A 15,784-nucleotide genomic window follows, 5' to 3' on the forward strand; every position below is an offset into this window, starting at 1 on the left:
CTTATTCAAAGCTTTTTTTAAATATAATCACAAACTTTTTCTAATATCGAAGAAGAATGCAAATTTAAGAAAGGAGAAATCCATGCCTAAAATGAAATCAGTAAGTGGAGCTTTAAAGAGATTTAAAGTGAAAAAGAATGGTTCAATCAAATGTGGTTCAGCATTTAGAAGTCACATCTTAACAAAAATGTCAAGAAAAAGAAAAGTGGCATTAAGAGGACCTCAAACTATTGATAGCACTGATGCTACAAGAGTTAAAAGAATGTTGTGTAAAGCGTAATTAAAGAAATTTAATTACATGTCCCTCCACAATATGTGGACAAGTTCGGCAATAGCCGACACCAATATTTAAAGAAAAATATATGGTTAAGAAAGGAATAAAATGCCTAGAGTTAAAACTGGTATAGTAAGAAGAAGAAGACATAAAAAAGTTTTAAAAGCCGCTAGAGGATTTTTTGGTGGTAGAAGAAAACATTTTAGAAAAGCAAAAGAGCAATTAGAAAGATCTTTAGTATACGCATACAGAGATAGAAGACAGAAAAAAAGAGATATTAGAAAGCTATGGATTATCAGAATTAATGCAGCTTGTAGATTAAATGATATCAACTATTCAAGATTCATGAACGGTATTAAATTAGCTGGAATTGAATTAGATAGAAAAATATTAGCAGATATGGCAATGAACGATGCAGCAGCATTTACTTCACTTGTTACAGCAGCTAAAGCAGCATTAGCAAAATAATTTTAAATTTGCAAAATAAAAAAGGGGTTTGATTAATTTCAAACCCTTTTTTTATGTAATTTTACTCTATAGGTTCATTTACTTTTACTTTACAATCACTACCTTTGCAATCAATATTTGCATCAAAATAAAAAACTTCAGAAACATCGTATTTTGCTTGTTTTAATCTATTCCAAGCATCAAGTGATCTTCCACCAGCTGTACAATTAAATACTATTGATTTATCTTTTGGTAATTTTTCATATAAATCTTTTGCACTTAATTTTTCAGCTTCAATATTAATAGCTCCTACTAAATGACCTTTTGCAAACTCTTCTGGTGCTGTTACATCTACAATTTGAATATTTGCTGGTACTTTACCATCTTTATATAGTTTATAAAACCACTCACCATCAACAGAACCTTCATCAGAGCCTATTTTGACACCATTTGCACTAAACTCTTTTTTACTTATCTTTGTCTCTTCTTTTTTTGCAATTGATTTAGTTGTACCTAATCCTGCTTCTATCCATACAGGCATACCACCTGCAAAAACAGAAACATTTTTATAACCTTTAGCTACAAGTTTATTAGCAACTTTGTGTGATTTCGCACATTTAAAGCCACCACAAAATACTACAATTTTCTCTTTTTTATTAAAAGGAAATCGTCCAAGGAGTTTATCAATATTTGTATCTGGAATTGAAATTGCTCCAGGGATAGTCTCTTTTAAATACATTTTGTATGGTCTAGCATCAACAAGTAATCCTGAATTATTCTCTTGTATCGCTTTTGCAACTATTAAATCTACTTCTTTATATGATTTTTTTATCCACTCAGGTTCACCTGCTTGGTACAATTTAACATTTGTAAAACCATCTTTTTTTAGCATTCCTGCAACTTTTGGACTTTTCCCACATGCCCATCCGCCACAAAATACTATTATCTCTTTATTTTTTGCAGTATCATTTAGTTGTATTTTATATTTATCATAATCTGTATCAGGAATATTTATACTTGAAGGAATAGTACCTTTTTTATATTTTCCATCTGGTCTAGCATCAACTAAAACTGCACTTGCACTATCTTTTGTACCCTTTGCAATTGCTTTTTTCACATATTTATAGTCAACGATTTCCAATTTATTTTTTTCTATTAGTTCTTGCACTTTTTGTGTTGGTTTTGTTAAATTATCTTCAGAGAATAAACTTGTTCCTAAAAATAAAGAACTAACTACAAAAATTGAAATTAATAATTTTTTATTCATTTTACATCCTTTTAATAATTATGCTTTTCCAGATAACATTCCGTACTGTGTCATTGGTTTTAAAATATAATATTTTAAAAGCCACCATATATATCTCTCTTGTGTTGGATCTAAAGGAAAAGATGGTGTTGGCTTCATCGTATAATCAAACTCTGCTAACATAACTTTCCCAATATCAGTAATAATTGGGCAAACAGTATAACCACCATATTTTGCCTCTAATTCTTTGCCTTCCATAAGTGATATTAAATTATCAACTACAACTTTATATTGTTTTCTAACACTTCCACCAGTTTTTCCAAGAGGTACAGCTGCAATATCACCTAAAGAGAAGATATTAGGATACTTTACATGCTGTAATGTCTCTTTATTGACAGGTACCCAACCTTTAGCAGAACCTATTTCAGAATCACCTATTTCAGGTGCAGCTTTCATAGGTGGTGCAATATGTAAAAAATCATAAGCAACTTCAACAAACTTATGTTTTTTTATCATTGTATATTCTTCTATATCTGGGTCATATGCACCTTTTTCTTCCCAAAAATTATCAAAAATAGCAGTTTTTTCTTTTAAATTTACCTCTATTAGATTATGATTAAGATTATAATTCATATTTCTAGCTTTATATTGTTTTATAATTGCTTCTTCATACTCTTTTACTGAAAACATCTTTGAACTATTTGCATAAAATGTCATGTCAACATTTTCTCTTGCTTGTTTTGACACTTCATTTAATCTTGAATTCATTAAATACATTATTTTCTTTGGAGCTCCACCACATTTTATTGCAGTATTTGGATGGGAAAATATTGCAGTTTGTTTTTTACCATTTTTTGCTTCTTCAATTGTTTTTTGCATATTTTCCCATGTAATAACAGCACCATCAACATTATAAATTGAGCTAGCACCACTATTTCTAAATATGCTATTTAATTTCTCGCTATCTTTTGCAGTATATATATCCCCTATCTCTTCCAAGCCTTTTATCTTTGCAAAATCTAAAACAACACCAGCTGTTACAATTAAATAATCATAAGAGATTTTTTCGCCATTTGAAAGGGTTAAATTATTGTTTGTAGGATCAAACTCAACAGCTTTTTGAGCAATAAAGTTTACACCCTTTGGTAGGAAATCTTTTGTTTCATATAAAACATCTTCTTTTGTGTAAATACCTGCACCAATAAAAGTATTTCCAGGTTGATAAGTTACAGATTTTGGATTTGGTTCTATTATTGTAATATCAGGATTTGATAATCTACCAGTCAATCTTGCAGCTGTAGAAATTCCTGCCAAACCTCCTCCTACAATTACAATTTTAGCCTTTACATCGCTAGCTTCTAATTTAGTTGTTGCATTTAATTCATCATTTGTTAAAAAAAGTGCTCCCCCGACACCTAAAAGTTTTAAAGCTTCCCTTCTTGAAAGTCCACTTCTTTTTAATTCATCTTCTAATACAGTTAATTGATTGTCATACATAAGAGTCTCCTTTTAAAAGTCTATCTCTCTTCTTAAGTATATAACAATTATATATAATAATCAAGAAACAAATTTTCAAATTTTAGGAGTATATTAATAAGTAAATATATAAATTATTGTGATTTATTTTTTAAAAACATTATTGTAATTCTTGGTATCCATAGTAGTATATAAATGATAAAGGTAATAACAAAAGGATGTAAATATCCAAGTCCATAAACACTGCTTTTTGGCAAATTTGAGATATGTTCAATTGGATTGGTTACAAATTCATTAAAATGTGAGAATAGCGAAAAAACTATAAATATAAATAAAAAAATTGTTAATTCTTTTTTCATTTTTTTCCTTAAAAATCTAAGCCTTAGGCTTAGATTTAAAATTATGCTTTTCCTGCAAGCATCCCATACATAGTCATAGGTTTAAGTAAATAAACTTTTAGTAACCACCAGATATATCTTTCTTGAGTAGGGTCTAAAGGAAAAGATGGAGTTGGTTTTTTAGTCCAGTTAAATTCTGCAAGCATTACTTTTCCAATATCAGTAATTAATGGACAAACAGTATATCCTGCATATTTAGAAGTTAGTTCTTTACCTTCCATTAATGCGATTAAATTATCAACTAAAACTTTATATTGTTTTCTAGCACTACCACCCGTTTTCCCCATAGGAACAGCTGCAATATCACCCAAAGAGAAGATATTAGGATATTTTACATGTTGTAAAGTTTCTTTATTAACAGGTACCCAACCTTTTTGCGAACCTACAGCAGAATTACCAATCTCATCTGGAGCTTTCATTGGTGGAGTAATATGAATAAAATCATAATCTCTTTCAATTTTTTCGCTTTTTTTAACAATTGTATACTCTTCTAAATCAGCATCCCAAGCACCTTTTTCTTCCCAAGACTTTTCAAATGTAGCTTTTTTTGTATTTACATCAATTTCAACTAAATTGTTTTTATATTCCCATTTCATATTTCTTGCTTCAAATTGTTTAACAATTGCATCGTGATACTCTTTAACACCAAACATTGTTCCACCATTTGGATAAAACCACATATCAACATTATCTCTTACTCCTGCCTCTATTAACCTAGCATTTGTAAGATACATTATTTTTTTAGGTGCTCCACCACACTTAATTGATGTATTTGGATGTGTAAATAATGCTTTTAATTTTTTACCACTTTTTGCTTCAGAAATTAACTCTTGCATTCCTTTCCAAGTATTTACAGCTCCATTTGCATAATATATTGAGTGAGTTCCATTTTGACCAATTTTCTTTGATACTTCAAGATTTTCTTCAGATGAATATCCAACTCCTTCTAATCCTTTAATCGCTCCATAATTAAGAGCAAGTCCTGCTGCAATAACTAAAAAGTCATAAGAAATTGTCTCTCCACCTTTTGTTATAACTTTATTATTATCTGGATCAAAATCAACTACTTTGTCATTGATTAGTTTTACACCTTTTGGTAAAAAATCTTTTGTATTGTAAACAATATCTTCTTTCTTCCAAATACCAGATGCAACTAATGTTTGACCTGGTTGATATGATACTGAAATTGGATTAGGTTCAATTATAGTAATATCAGGATTTGATAAAGAGTTTGTTAATCTTGCTGCTGTAGAAATTCCAGATAATCCACCACCAACAATTACAATTTTTCCTTTTGCTTCACTTGCATTTGCTACAGTTGCAGCCTCTACTTCACTTGGATTCATTAAAAATGCTGCAGAACTTAAACCTGCAAGTCTAAGTGCATCTCTTCTTGAAAGTCCTTGTTTCTTTAATTCTCTATCTAAAATTTCAAGAGAATTTTTTAATTCTTCATTCATAAGATTACCTTTTTTATTTTCTTTAACTGAAGAATAACAAAGTTGAAATAATATTAAACTTAATTTTAACTTAAATTGTTTTATAATAAATATTAGTTTATCTTATAGTAGAAATTGCTTTTTTATAATCTTCAATTTTATTTAAATTTAAAAATTCATTTTCATCATAAAATCTAATTTTGTTAAAACTCATATTTTTGATTAAGTAGCCTATTTTATGATTATTTTCATCTATCATTTTATTTATAAAAGATAAGCAATTCTTATTATATATACCACACAAATTATGCTCATATTCTGTTATAGGAATAGTAATATTACTTATATTTGAATTTATTATTAACTGCTCAATTGTCTCAATTTTTACAAATGGTGTATCTACTGTTATAATAAAAGCTTTTTCTAAGTTTAGCTCTTCAAATATACTTTTTAAAGCAACTAAAGGGGAACTAACATTATCTATTTTGTCATATATTATATTTGCTTCAAAATCAAATTTGTTAGTTTTTGATGATAAATATATCTCTTTGAAATATGGTTTTAATCTTTCATATTGGTATTGGGTAAGTGTATTATAGTTAGAAAAGGGAAGAAGAGCTTTGTCTTCTCCCATTCTTGAGCTTTTACCACCACAAAGGATTACACAAGGTATATCAAATTGTGGCTTAGTCATTTATAGACTTCTAGGGTCTGTGATATATCCACTAATTGCACTAGCAGCTGCAACAGCACTATTAGCTAAATAAATTTTTGAGCTTCTTGAACCCATTCTTCCAACAAAGTTTCTATTTGTAGTAGAAATACAAACCTCATCATCACCTAAAATTCCCATATATCCACCTAAACATGCTCCACATGTAGGATTTGAAACAACTCCACCTGCATCAACTAAAGTATCAATATAACCTAGTTTTGTAGCTTCTCTTAGGATTTTTTGAGTTCCTGGAGTCAATATTAATCTTACATGCTTAGCAACTTTTTTACCTGCAAGTAATTCAGCTGCCACTTTAAAATCAGATAATCTTCCATTTGTACAGCTTCCAATAAATACTTGGTCAACTCTAATATTATCTTCCACAGCTTGATTTACGCTATGTCCATTTGATGGTAAAAATGGATATGCAATTACTGGATTTAATGCTTCAACATCTATTTCAATTACTTGAGAATATTTAGCATCCTCATCTGAATAATGAATTTTAGGTTCAGCTCTTAGACTATCCCTTGAATCTAAAAACTCTTTTGTAACTTCATCATATGCAACAATACCATTTTTAGCTCCAGCTTCAATAGCCATATTACATAAAGAGAATCTATCATCCATACTTAAATATTTAATTGTATCACCTGTGAATTCTAAAGCTTTATATAAAGCTCCATCAACACCAAGTATTCTAATAATCTCTAAAATTAAATCTTTTCCAGTTACAAATGGTCCTGGTTTTCCTTTAAATACTACTTTGATTGATTCAGGTACTTTAAACCAGTTTCCACCAGTAATCATTCCAAAAGAGATATCTGTACTTCCCATACCAGTACTAAATGCACCTAATGCACCATGTGTACATGTATGTGAATCAGCACCGATAATAACATCTCCTGGTAAAACTAAACCTTTTTCAGGTAAAAGTGCATGCTCAATCCCCATATCTTTTTCATCAAAAAAGTATTTAAGGTTATGTTTCATTGCAAAATCTCTAGAGATTTTTGCTTGATTTGCAGATGCAATATCTTTAGCAGGAATAAAGTGGTCAAGTACAATTGCAAAACCTTCTGGATTTGCTAGTTTTTCAAAACCACCCTCTTCAAATGCTCTAATTGAAATAGGAGTTGTAATATCATTTCCAATAACCATATCAATTGGACTTCTTACAATCTCTCCTGCATAAACTTCTTTTCCAACATGTTCACTAAAAATTTTTTCTGTTATAGTTTGACCCATATTTTCTCTCTTTATTTAAACTTTTCTTTTTAATTTGTGGGATTATAGCCAAAATCTGTTTAGCTTTCAAAAAAGCTTTTATACTCTTTTTTTATCTTCTTTGTATTGTTTATATTGTATATAAAGTATTAAAACAACAGCAAAATCAATAATCACATCTGCAAAATTAAATATTGCAAAATCAAAACCACAATGCCAATAAACATAATCAACAACTGCACCATAAGTAAATCTATCTAAAATATTAGATAATCCACCAGCAAGAAGTATTGAAATTGGTATATAATATTTTTCAAAAACTTCTTTATTAAAGTATATATATAAACAAATTGCAAGTATCAAACCCAATTGTATAAATTTTAAATTCTCTTTTAAAAATTCAAACATAGAAAATGCAACACCATAATTGTATGCTAAAACCAATGATATACAATCACTTTCAAAACCAAAATCTAAAAATACAAACCCATATTTTATATATTGGTCAATACATACTAATATAAAAAAAAGTACTATGGATATAGTTAATTTTTTCTTCATAATGCTTTTGTTAAAAATTCTATTAATTTATCCATATACTCATTAACTAACTTTTTATCTCTACCTTCAATTAATACTCTTAATTTATTTTCTGTTCCAGAGTATCTTATTAAATCTCTCATTCCCTTTGATTTAATCTCTTCTTGAAGTTCATTTAAACCCTCTATTTTATCTAAAGGAATTTTTTCACTCACTTTTAGATTTTTTAAAATCTGTGGATAGAGTTCAAATTTATTTAATGCTTGACTTGCTTTTTTCCCACTTTCAATTACATATGCTAATACTTGTAATGCCGTTGCAAGTCCATCTCCTGTTTTTGAAACATCAGAAAAAATAACATGACCACTTTGCTCACCACCAAAATTTATATTGTTGCATTTCATATTTTCTAATACATGTTTATCTCCAACATCTGTTCGATTTAATTTTAAATCAAAAGAGTCTAGATAATCTTCTAATGCTTTGTTACTCATTACTGTTGCAACACATGCTTCACCTTTTAAAACACCTTTATCATTTAGATAAACACATAAAGCTCCTAAAAGTTTGTCTCCATCAACCGTATCACCATTTTCATCTATTACTACAAGTCTATCTGCATCACCATCAAGTGCCAATCCAATATCTGCTCTTACTTTTTTAACTATCTTAGCAACGTTTTCAGGATGCATAGCTCCACTATTTTCATTGATATTAAATCCATTTGGTGTTGCATTTATTGTAAATACTTCAGCACCTAATTCTTCTAAGATTGTTGGTGCAACTTTATAAGCAGCCCCATTCGCACAATCAAGTACAATTCTAAGTCCACTTAAAGTTAAATCTTTTGGAAAAGAACTTTTAATTGATACAATATATCTTCCAATTACATCATCAATTCTTTTTGAAGAACCTATTTTTTTACCTATTTTTTGTGCATTTGCTCTGGCTTCATCATCAAAAAACAACTCTTCAATCGCTTTTTCACAATCACTACCTAATTTATTTCCATGTTGGTCAAAGAATTTTATTCCATTATCTTCAAAAGGATTATGAGAAGCACTTATCATAATTCCAGCATCACATCTCATTGATTCTGTTAAAAATGCAATTGCTGGAGTTGGCATTGGACCTATTTGAATTACATCATATCCAACAGCAGTAAGTCCAGAAACAAGAGCATTTTCTATCATATATCCACTTCTTCTAGTATCTTTACCCACTAAAATTTTATTTGTATATGAATGTTTTCTGAAATAAATTCCAGCAGCCATAGCAAGTTTCATTACCGTCATAGCGTCCAAAAATGAACCAGCTTGACCTCTTACACCATCTGTACCAAATAGTTTCATTAAAAAATCCTAAAATTAAACTTAATTTAAACTTACTTTAAAGTTATTTGGCTAGTATTCTAGCCTTAAAAAAATTATAAAGAGGTTAAAAATGGCAAACCATAAATCTTCGGCTAAAAGAGCTAAACAAACATTAGTAAAAACTGAAAGAAACAGATTTTACAAAACAAGAATTAAAAACGTAACTAAAGACGTATTATCAGCAGTTGAAGCTAATGATAAAGAAAAAGCAACTGAAGCAATGAAAACTGCAAACAAATACATGCACCACTGTATTGCAAAAGGTATCCTTAAAAAAGGAACTGCAGCTAGAAAAGTTAGTAGATTACAAGTAAAAGTTAACGCATTATAATAAAAATTTACTATCATACAAAATTTATGGTAGTCAATTTTTTTATTTGCTTATAAATACTACAAAATATGTTACAAGATAAATTACAACCATTTATTGATAGATATGAGGAGATTAATACATTATTAACTTCTCCTGATATTACTTCAGATATTAAAAGGATGACTAATCTTTCAAAAGAGCAGTCAACAATTGAACCAATCGTAAACAAAGCTAAAGAGTATATAAGTGTATTAAATGACATTCAAGAAAATAAAATGCTTCTTGATGATCCAGAATTAGGTGACTTGGCAAAAGATGAACTTAAAGAACTAGAGGTTAGAAAACCTGCTATTGAAGAAGAGATAAAAGTTCTTATGATTCCTAAAGACCCTAATGATGATAAAAATATTTTTATAGAACTAAGAGCAGGTGCTGGTGGTGATGAAGCAGGAATATTTGTAGGAAACCTATTTAGAGCATACTTAAGATATGCGGAACTAAAAGGGTGGAAAGTTGAGATAATGAACCAAAGTGAGAATGAAGCAGGTGGATATAAAGAAATCGTAGCTTTATTCAAAGGTGAACAAGTTTATTCAAGACTAAAATATGAAGGTGGAACACATAGAGTTCAAAGGGTTCCAGCAACCGAATCTCAAGGTAGAGTTCACACATCGGCAATTACTGTTGCAGTTATGCCTGAAGTTGATGATGTTGAAATTGAGATTGATCCAAATGATTTAAAAATTGATGTTATGAGAGCAAGTGGAAATGGAGGACAGTCTGTAAATACAACTGACTCAGCTGTTAGAATTACACATATTCCTTCTGGATTAGTTGTAACTAACCAAGACCAAAAATCTCAACATAAAAATAAAGATAAAGCAATGAAAGTTCTTAAAGCAAGACTTTATGAAATTCAAATGCAAGAAAAAATGGAATCAGAAGGTGCCAACAGAAAAGAACAAGTTGGAACTGGAGATAGAAGTGGAAGAATTAGAACATATAATTATCCACAAGGTCGAATAAGTGACCATAGAATTAACCTTACATTATATAGACTTGATGCTATTATGAATGATGGACTTTTTGATGAAATCATTGACCCATTAATTGCAGACCATCAAGCAAGACTTATTGAGGCTAATGGATTATAATCCATTAGTTTCACTTTTTTAAATATTCTTTAGTAACCAAAATGTAATCAAATAAAAATACAATTTCTCCGTCAAAAAAATCTATCGGAGAAAAAAACATGAAAAAAACTGCAATCGCTTTATTAGCATCTGCTGCTTTAACTGTTACACTAAGTGCTAGAGACCAAATCAAAATCGTTGGTTCTTCTACTGTTTATCCTTTTTCATCTTCAGTTGCTGAAGAATTAGGAGCTACAACGAAATTCCCAACTCCTGTTGTTGAATCAACTGGTTCAGGTGGTGGTGCAAAATTATTCTGTGCTGGAGATGATATGAATACTCCAGATATTACAAATGCTTCAAGAAGAATGAAAACAAAAGAATTTGAACTTTGTGCTAAAAATGGTGTTACTGATATAACTGAAGCTGTTATCGGTTATGATGGTATTGCTTTTGCTCAATCAAAAGCTAACCCAAAATTTAATGTTACAAGAGAGCAATTAGCATTAGCTGTTGCTAAAGAAGTTCCTTCTAAAGATGGTAAATCTTTAATTGCTAACCCATATAAAAAATGGTCAGATATTGATGCTAGTTTACCAAATAGAGAAATTATTGTTTACGGACCACCAAAATCTTCTGGTACAAGAGATGCTTTTGAAGAGTTAGTATTACAACATACTTTTAAAAAGATGGCAGTATATACTGACTTATATCATGCAGATAAAGTTAAAAACAAAAAATATAAAAAATATTCTGAGTTAAGAACTGATGGTGTTTATGTTGAAGCTGGTGAAAATGACAACCTAATTGTTCAAAAATTAGATAAAAACAGAACTGCATTTGGTGTATTTGGTTACTCTTTCTTAGAAGAAAATGGTGATGTTATCCAAGGTGCTACAATCAATGGTGTTGCTCCAACTCCAGAAACAATTTCTGCTCATACTTACCCAGTAGCAAGATCTTTATTCTTCTACATCAAAAACTCTCATGCTAAACAAGTTCCAGCTATGAGCAAATATGTTGATTTATTTATGAGTGAAAAAATGATTGGAGATAAAGGAATTTTATCTGAAATCGGTTTAATCCCACTTCCAAATGCTGATAGAACTGCTATTAGAGCAAGTGTTGCAAAAAGAACTAAATTAACTTTAGAAGACTTAAGTAAAAAACACTAAAAACTAAAAGAGGAAACTTTTCCTCTTTTTGAATTCTATTTATAGCTCTTTATCTGTTTTATGCGAACGAAGAGATAAAGAGCTATAAATAGGATTTAAATATGAAATCAAAATGGCTTTCAATTGTTGAAAAACTTGACTATGCTTTTCAACCTATTATTCATTCACACTCAGGTAAGATATTTGCTGTTGAGGCACTATTAAGAAATGCCGAAAAAATATCAAAAATTGATGATATTCAAAGTATATTTGATTTAGCTTTTAAAGATGATTATCTATATCAAGCTGATTTATTACTTAGAGATAAAGCTATCAAAAAGTTTTCAGAAATAAATATAGAAAATCTCCAACTATTTTATAATCTAGATAATAGAATAATCCATACAAAAAACTATTCCAAAGGTAATACAAAAAAAATATTAAGCAAATATAGCCTAAATAAAAATATAATTTGCTATGAATTAAGTGAAAAAGGTACCTTAAAAGAACAAGATGCTTTGATTGAAATGATAAAAACATATAAAAGTAGTGATTTTTGTATTGCTATTGATGATTTTGGTATTGGTGTATCTGGACTAAAACTTCTATATTTTTCACAAGCAAATATTATAAAAATAGATAGATTTTTTATAAGTAATATAAATACTGATTCCAAGAAAAAGTTATTTTGTTCATCTATTATAAATATGGCTCATACAATGGGTATGAAAGTTGTAGCAGAAGGTGTTGAAACACTAAAAGAGTTTTATACTTGTAAAAATATAGGTGCTGATTTTATTCAAGGATATTTTGTACAAAAACCTACAGTAAATGTAGATGAAATAAAACCTATTTACAAAGAGATATTAAAATATATTATTCAAGAAAAAAGAACTAACGAAATACTACCTATAGCTGATGAATATATACAATATATTGTTCCTTTTAATATAAATTCATCTCTTCACTCTTTATTTTTATATTTTAAAGAACATAGTAATAATCACTTTGCCCCTGTAATTGATGATTATGAAAATTTAGTTGGTGTAATCTATGAAGTTGACATAAAAAAAATATCTTACTCACAATATGGTCTATCACTTGCACAAAATAAATCTTATAGTTCACAAATCAATCAATACCTTAAACATGCAATGTCAATAGAAGCTTCTTGGGGAATAGATAAAACCTTAGAAATCTTTAATCATGACCCAAACTCTTCAGGTATTTTTATAACAAAAGCAAATAAATATTCTGGTTTTATTGATTTAAGATCATTATTACAATTATCTCATAAAAGAAATTTGGAAATTGCTGAAAATCAAAACCCTCTTACAAAACTACCAGGCAACAAACAAATTGAACTATTTATTTATAAAAGTTTAAAAAATAGGGAAAAATTTATATCTCATATCTTATATTTTGATTTTGACAATTTTAAACCATTTAACGACTTTTATGGATTTAGACAAGGAGATAGAGCCATACTTTTATTCGCTGAACTTCTTCAAAAAAAATATCCTAATGATACATTTATTGCTCATATTGGAGGAGATGATTTTTTTATTGGTATAAAAAATTCTACAATTGAGGATGTTTATGCCTTAACTAAAGAGACTTTAGATGAATTTAGGGAATCTGCAAAAAATCTTTATAACACAGTTGATAAACAAAATGGATTTTTTTGTGGAAAAGATAGATTTGGAGAAGAAAGAACTTTTAAATTATTGTCTTGTTCTTGTGCTATTATTGAAATATCATCTAACTCAAAAAAATCAAATTTTGACTATACATTGAATATTATGAAAAAATATTCAAAGAACCTAGAAAGACCTATTTGTGCCTCATTCTAACTATTGTAATCATTTTGTAATTTAACTTTTCTATAATGATTACAAATTTATAAAAGGTTAACTTTTGAGTACATTTGAATCAAGAAATAAAAAAACTGAATTAATCGAGAAATTAATCAAATTTTCTCTTATAATTGCAGCAACTATCTCTATTCTTACTACTTTTGGAATTCTTTTTTCAATACTTTTCGAATCAATTGAATTTTTTAAGTTAAGAAGCTTTTGGTATTTTCTAACTGGTATTGAATGGTCGCCAGGAATTGTAGGAAGTAAATTTGGAGCACTACCAATTTTTGCAGGTACCTTTGTTATTACTATAATCGCCCTTGCTGTAGCTATTCCTGTTGGTTTAGGAAGTGCAATATACATGAGTGAATATGCAACTCCTAAAACAAGAGATTATTTAAAACCTCTACTAGAAATTCTTGCTGGAATTCCTACAGTTGTTTATGGTTTCTTTGCCGCTATTACAGTAGCCCCTTTAATTGTAGAAGCAGCTGAAATATTTGGTTTAGAAGCTACTTTTAACTCTGCACTTGCTTCTGGAGTTGTTATGGGTATCATGATTATTCCTGTAATTTCATCTTTAAGCGATGATGTTATTAAAGCTGTTCCAGATTCTCAAAGAAAAGCTGCATTTGGACTTGGAATGACCCATGGTGAAACAATAAAAAATATTGTTTTACCATCAGCACTTCCTGGTATTATTTCTGCATCTTTATTGGGTCTTTCTAAAGCTTTAGGTGAAACAATGATTGTTGTTATGGCAGCAGGTTTAAGACCAAATCTATCTTGGAATCCTTTAGAAGACATGACGACTGTAACAGTAACTATTGTTAACTCTTTAGTAGGTGATTTTGAATTTAACTCGCCTGAAACACTATCTGCTTTTGCACTTGGTTTAGTTCTTTTTGTTATTACGTTAATTTTAAACATGATTTCATTGAGTCTAATTAGAAAATTTAAAGAAAAATATAAAGTGAACACATTATGATTATAAAAAAAAGAAAAGAAAAAAAGAAAAACAATCCTTTTTATGATCCAAGTTTAGTAAAAAGACATGCTAGTGCTAAAAGATTTAAAAGATTTACACTTACATCTTTAATCTTCTCTATAGCATTTTTAGCATTCTTTTTATTTGATATAACAACAAAAGGAATCCCTGCATTTAAGATTACTTATATTCAAATGGAAGTAACTTATAATGAACAAGTTATGAATGATTCTAGAAAAGCTATTCCAGATGAGTACAGAAAAATTGTTTCAAGAGCTTGGTTAAGAGATATTCCTAATAGAGTTAGAGCAAATCCTGAACTAATGAACACCACAAAATTAGAATGGGTTTTAGCAGATGATCAAGTTGACCAATATTTAAAAGGTCACTATTATAAACTAAAAAGAAAAGATAGACATTTAGTAGATGAACTAAAAGAAAAAAATAAAATAGAACAAAAATTCAACACTATTTTCTTTGAAAATGGAGATTCAAAAATTCCAGAATATGCAGGTCTTAATTCAGCTGTAGTTGGTTCAGTATTAACACTTATTGTAACAATGCTTGTTGCTTTCCCTATTGGTGCAATGACTGCAATTTATCTTGAAGAGTTTGCTGATGATAACAAATTTACAAGATTTGTGGAAGTAAATATCAATAACTTAGCTGCAATTCCATCTATTTTATTTGGTCTTTTAGGTTTATCAATTTTTATCAACCTTTTTGGTCTTCCACGTTCTTCACCAGTTGTTGGTGGTTTAACTTTGGCTTTAATGACTTTACCAATTATTATAGTAAGTTCAAGAGCAGCATTAAGAGCTGTCCCTGATTCAATAAGACAAGCAGCATATGGTTTAGGATTAAACAAAATTCAAGTAACAAAAGACCATGTTCTACCACTTGCTTTTCCAGGTGTTCTAACAGGTTCAATTATTGGTCTTGCACAAGCAATGGGTGAAACAGCACCATTAATTATTATAGGTATGATTGCATTTATACCTGATTCACCTGATTCTATATTACATGCTGCAACTGTTATGCCAGCACAACTTTTTACTTGGGCTGGTATGCCAGAGAGAATGTATATAGAAAAAACTGCTGCTGGTATTATGGTACTTTTAACTGTACTAATCTCACTAAATGCAGTTGCAATATATTTAAGAAAAAAATTTGAAGTTAAATGGTAATAAGGAAAATTATGA

16 protein-coding genes are annotated in these 15,784 nt (G+C 29.3%); 8 read left to right on the forward strand and 8 right to left on the reverse strand.

Annotated features, from left to right (window positions below; translation table 11 throughout):
- Positions 1 to 82 precede the first annotated feature (82 nt).
- Together rpmI and rplT are read left to right on the forward strand one after the other, a co-directional pair.
- Positions 83 to 280: a 50S ribosomal protein L35 gene (rpmI, locus tag ACQY5W_RS08360; protein WP_428024501.1), complete on the forward strand. Its 198-nt coding sequence runs from the start codon at positions 83 to 85 to the stop codon at positions 278 to 280.
- Positions 281 to 382: 102 nt separating this feature from the next.
- On the forward strand, positions 383 to 742 hold the full coding sequence (gene rplT, locus ACQY5W_RS08365) for a 50S ribosomal protein L20 (protein WP_428024502.1): 360 nt from the start codon (positions 383 to 385) through the stop codon (positions 740 to 742).
- A gap of 61 nt (positions 743 to 803) precedes the next feature.
- Here the strand turns inward: rplT and ACQY5W_RS08370 are convergent, their stop codons facing one another.
- From ACQY5W_RS08370 to glmM, 8 genes are all read right to left on the reverse strand, one after another.
- Positions 804 to 1,988 (reverse strand): rhodanese-like domain-containing protein, encoded by a 1,185-nt coding sequence (locus tag ACQY5W_RS08370; RefSeq protein WP_428024503.1) that lies wholly within the window; start codon positions 1,986 to 1,988, stop codon positions 804 to 806.
- Between the two features lie 18 nt (positions 1,989 to 2,006).
- Complete coding sequence (locus tag ACQY5W_RS08375) at positions 2,007 to 3,464, reverse strand: NAD(P)/FAD-dependent oxidoreductase (RefSeq protein WP_428024504.1); 1,458 nt, start codon at positions 3,462 to 3,464, stop codon at positions 2,007 to 2,009.
- Between the two features lie 113 nt (positions 3,465 to 3,577).
- Positions 3,578 to 3,802, reverse strand: coding sequence for a hypothetical protein (locus ACQY5W_RS08380; RefSeq protein WP_428024505.1), 225 nt, complete (start codon positions 3,800 to 3,802; stop codon positions 3,578 to 3,580).
- Positions 3,803 to 3,843: 41 nt separating this feature from the next.
- On the reverse strand, positions 3,844 to 5,301 hold the full coding sequence (locus ACQY5W_RS08385) for an NAD(P)/FAD-dependent oxidoreductase (RefSeq protein WP_428024506.1): 1,458 nt from the start codon (positions 5,299 to 5,301) through the stop codon (positions 3,844 to 3,846).
- 97 nt (positions 5,302 to 5,398) lie between these two features.
- Positions 5,399 to 5,974 carry a molybdenum cofactor guanylyltransferase MobA gene (gene mobA, locus ACQY5W_RS08390; RefSeq protein ID WP_428024507.1) on the reverse strand — a complete coding sequence of 192 codons (576 nt, stop codon included), beginning with the start codon at positions 5,972 to 5,974 and terminating at the stop codon, positions 5,399 to 5,401.
- Positions 5,975 to 7,243, reverse strand: a complete 1,269-nt coding sequence (gene leuC / locus ACQY5W_RS08395) for a 3-isopropylmalate dehydratase large subunit (RefSeq protein ID WP_428024508.1) — start codon at positions 7,241 to 7,243, stop codon at positions 5,975 to 5,977. It lies immediately after the preceding gene.
- A 78-nt stretch (positions 7,244 to 7,321) separates the two neighbouring features.
- Positions 7,322 to 7,783 (reverse strand): signal peptidase II, encoded by a 462-nt coding sequence (lspA, locus tag ACQY5W_RS08400; protein WP_428024509.1) that lies wholly within the window; start codon positions 7,781 to 7,783, stop codon positions 7,322 to 7,324.
- On the reverse strand, positions 7,780 to 9,114 hold the full coding sequence (glmM, locus tag ACQY5W_RS08405; RefSeq protein ID WP_428024510.1) for a phosphoglucosamine mutase: 1,335 nt from the start codon (positions 9,112 to 9,114) through the stop codon (positions 7,780 to 7,782). Before glmM ends, lspA begins: the two co-directional genes overlap by 4 nt.
- 91 nt (positions 9,115 to 9,205) lie before the next feature.
- Here glmM and rpsT point away from each other — a divergent pair, with 91 nt between their 5' ends.
- The 6 genes from rpsT (at position 9,206) to pstA (ending at position 15,769) form a co-directional block, all read left to right on the forward strand.
- Positions 9,206 to 9,466, forward strand: a complete 261-nt coding sequence (gene rpsT / locus ACQY5W_RS08410) for a 30S ribosomal protein S20 (protein WP_428024511.1) — start codon at positions 9,206 to 9,208, stop codon at positions 9,464 to 9,466.
- Between the two features lie 68 nt (positions 9,467 to 9,534).
- A complete protein-coding gene (prfA, locus tag ACQY5W_RS08415) occupies positions 9,535 to 10,602 on the forward strand; it encodes a peptide chain release factor 1 (protein ID WP_428024512.1) in 1,068 nt (355 codons plus the stop codon).
- Positions 10,603 to 10,700: 98 nt separating this feature from the next.
- Complete coding sequence (locus ACQY5W_RS08420; RefSeq protein WP_428024513.1) at positions 10,701 to 11,756, forward strand: substrate-binding domain-containing protein; 1,056 nt, start codon at positions 10,701 to 10,703, stop codon at positions 11,754 to 11,756.
- 101 nt (positions 11,757 to 11,857) lie between these two features.
- Positions 11,858 to 13,588: a GGDEF domain-containing protein gene (locus ACQY5W_RS08425; RefSeq protein WP_428024514.1), complete on the forward strand. Its 1,731-nt coding sequence runs from the start codon at positions 11,858 to 11,860 to the stop codon at positions 13,586 to 13,588.
- Positions 13,589 to 13,652: 64 nt separating this feature from the next.
- Entirely contained in the window at positions 13,653 to 14,582 is a 930-nt protein-coding gene (pstC, locus tag ACQY5W_RS08430; RefSeq protein WP_428024515.1) for a phosphate ABC transporter permease subunit PstC, read from the forward strand.
- A complete protein-coding gene (pstA, locus tag ACQY5W_RS08435) occupies positions 14,579 to 15,769 on the forward strand; it encodes a phosphate ABC transporter permease PstA (protein ID WP_428024516.1) in 1,191 nt (396 codons plus the stop codon). Before pstC ends, pstA begins: the two co-directional genes overlap by 4 nt.
- The last annotated feature ends 15 nt before the right edge of the window (positions 15,770 to 15,784 follow it).

The organism is Arcobacter sp., assembly GCF_050300555.1.
Taxonomy (GTDB): Bacteria; Campylobacterota; Campylobacteria; order Campylobacterales; family Arcobacteraceae; genus Arcobacter.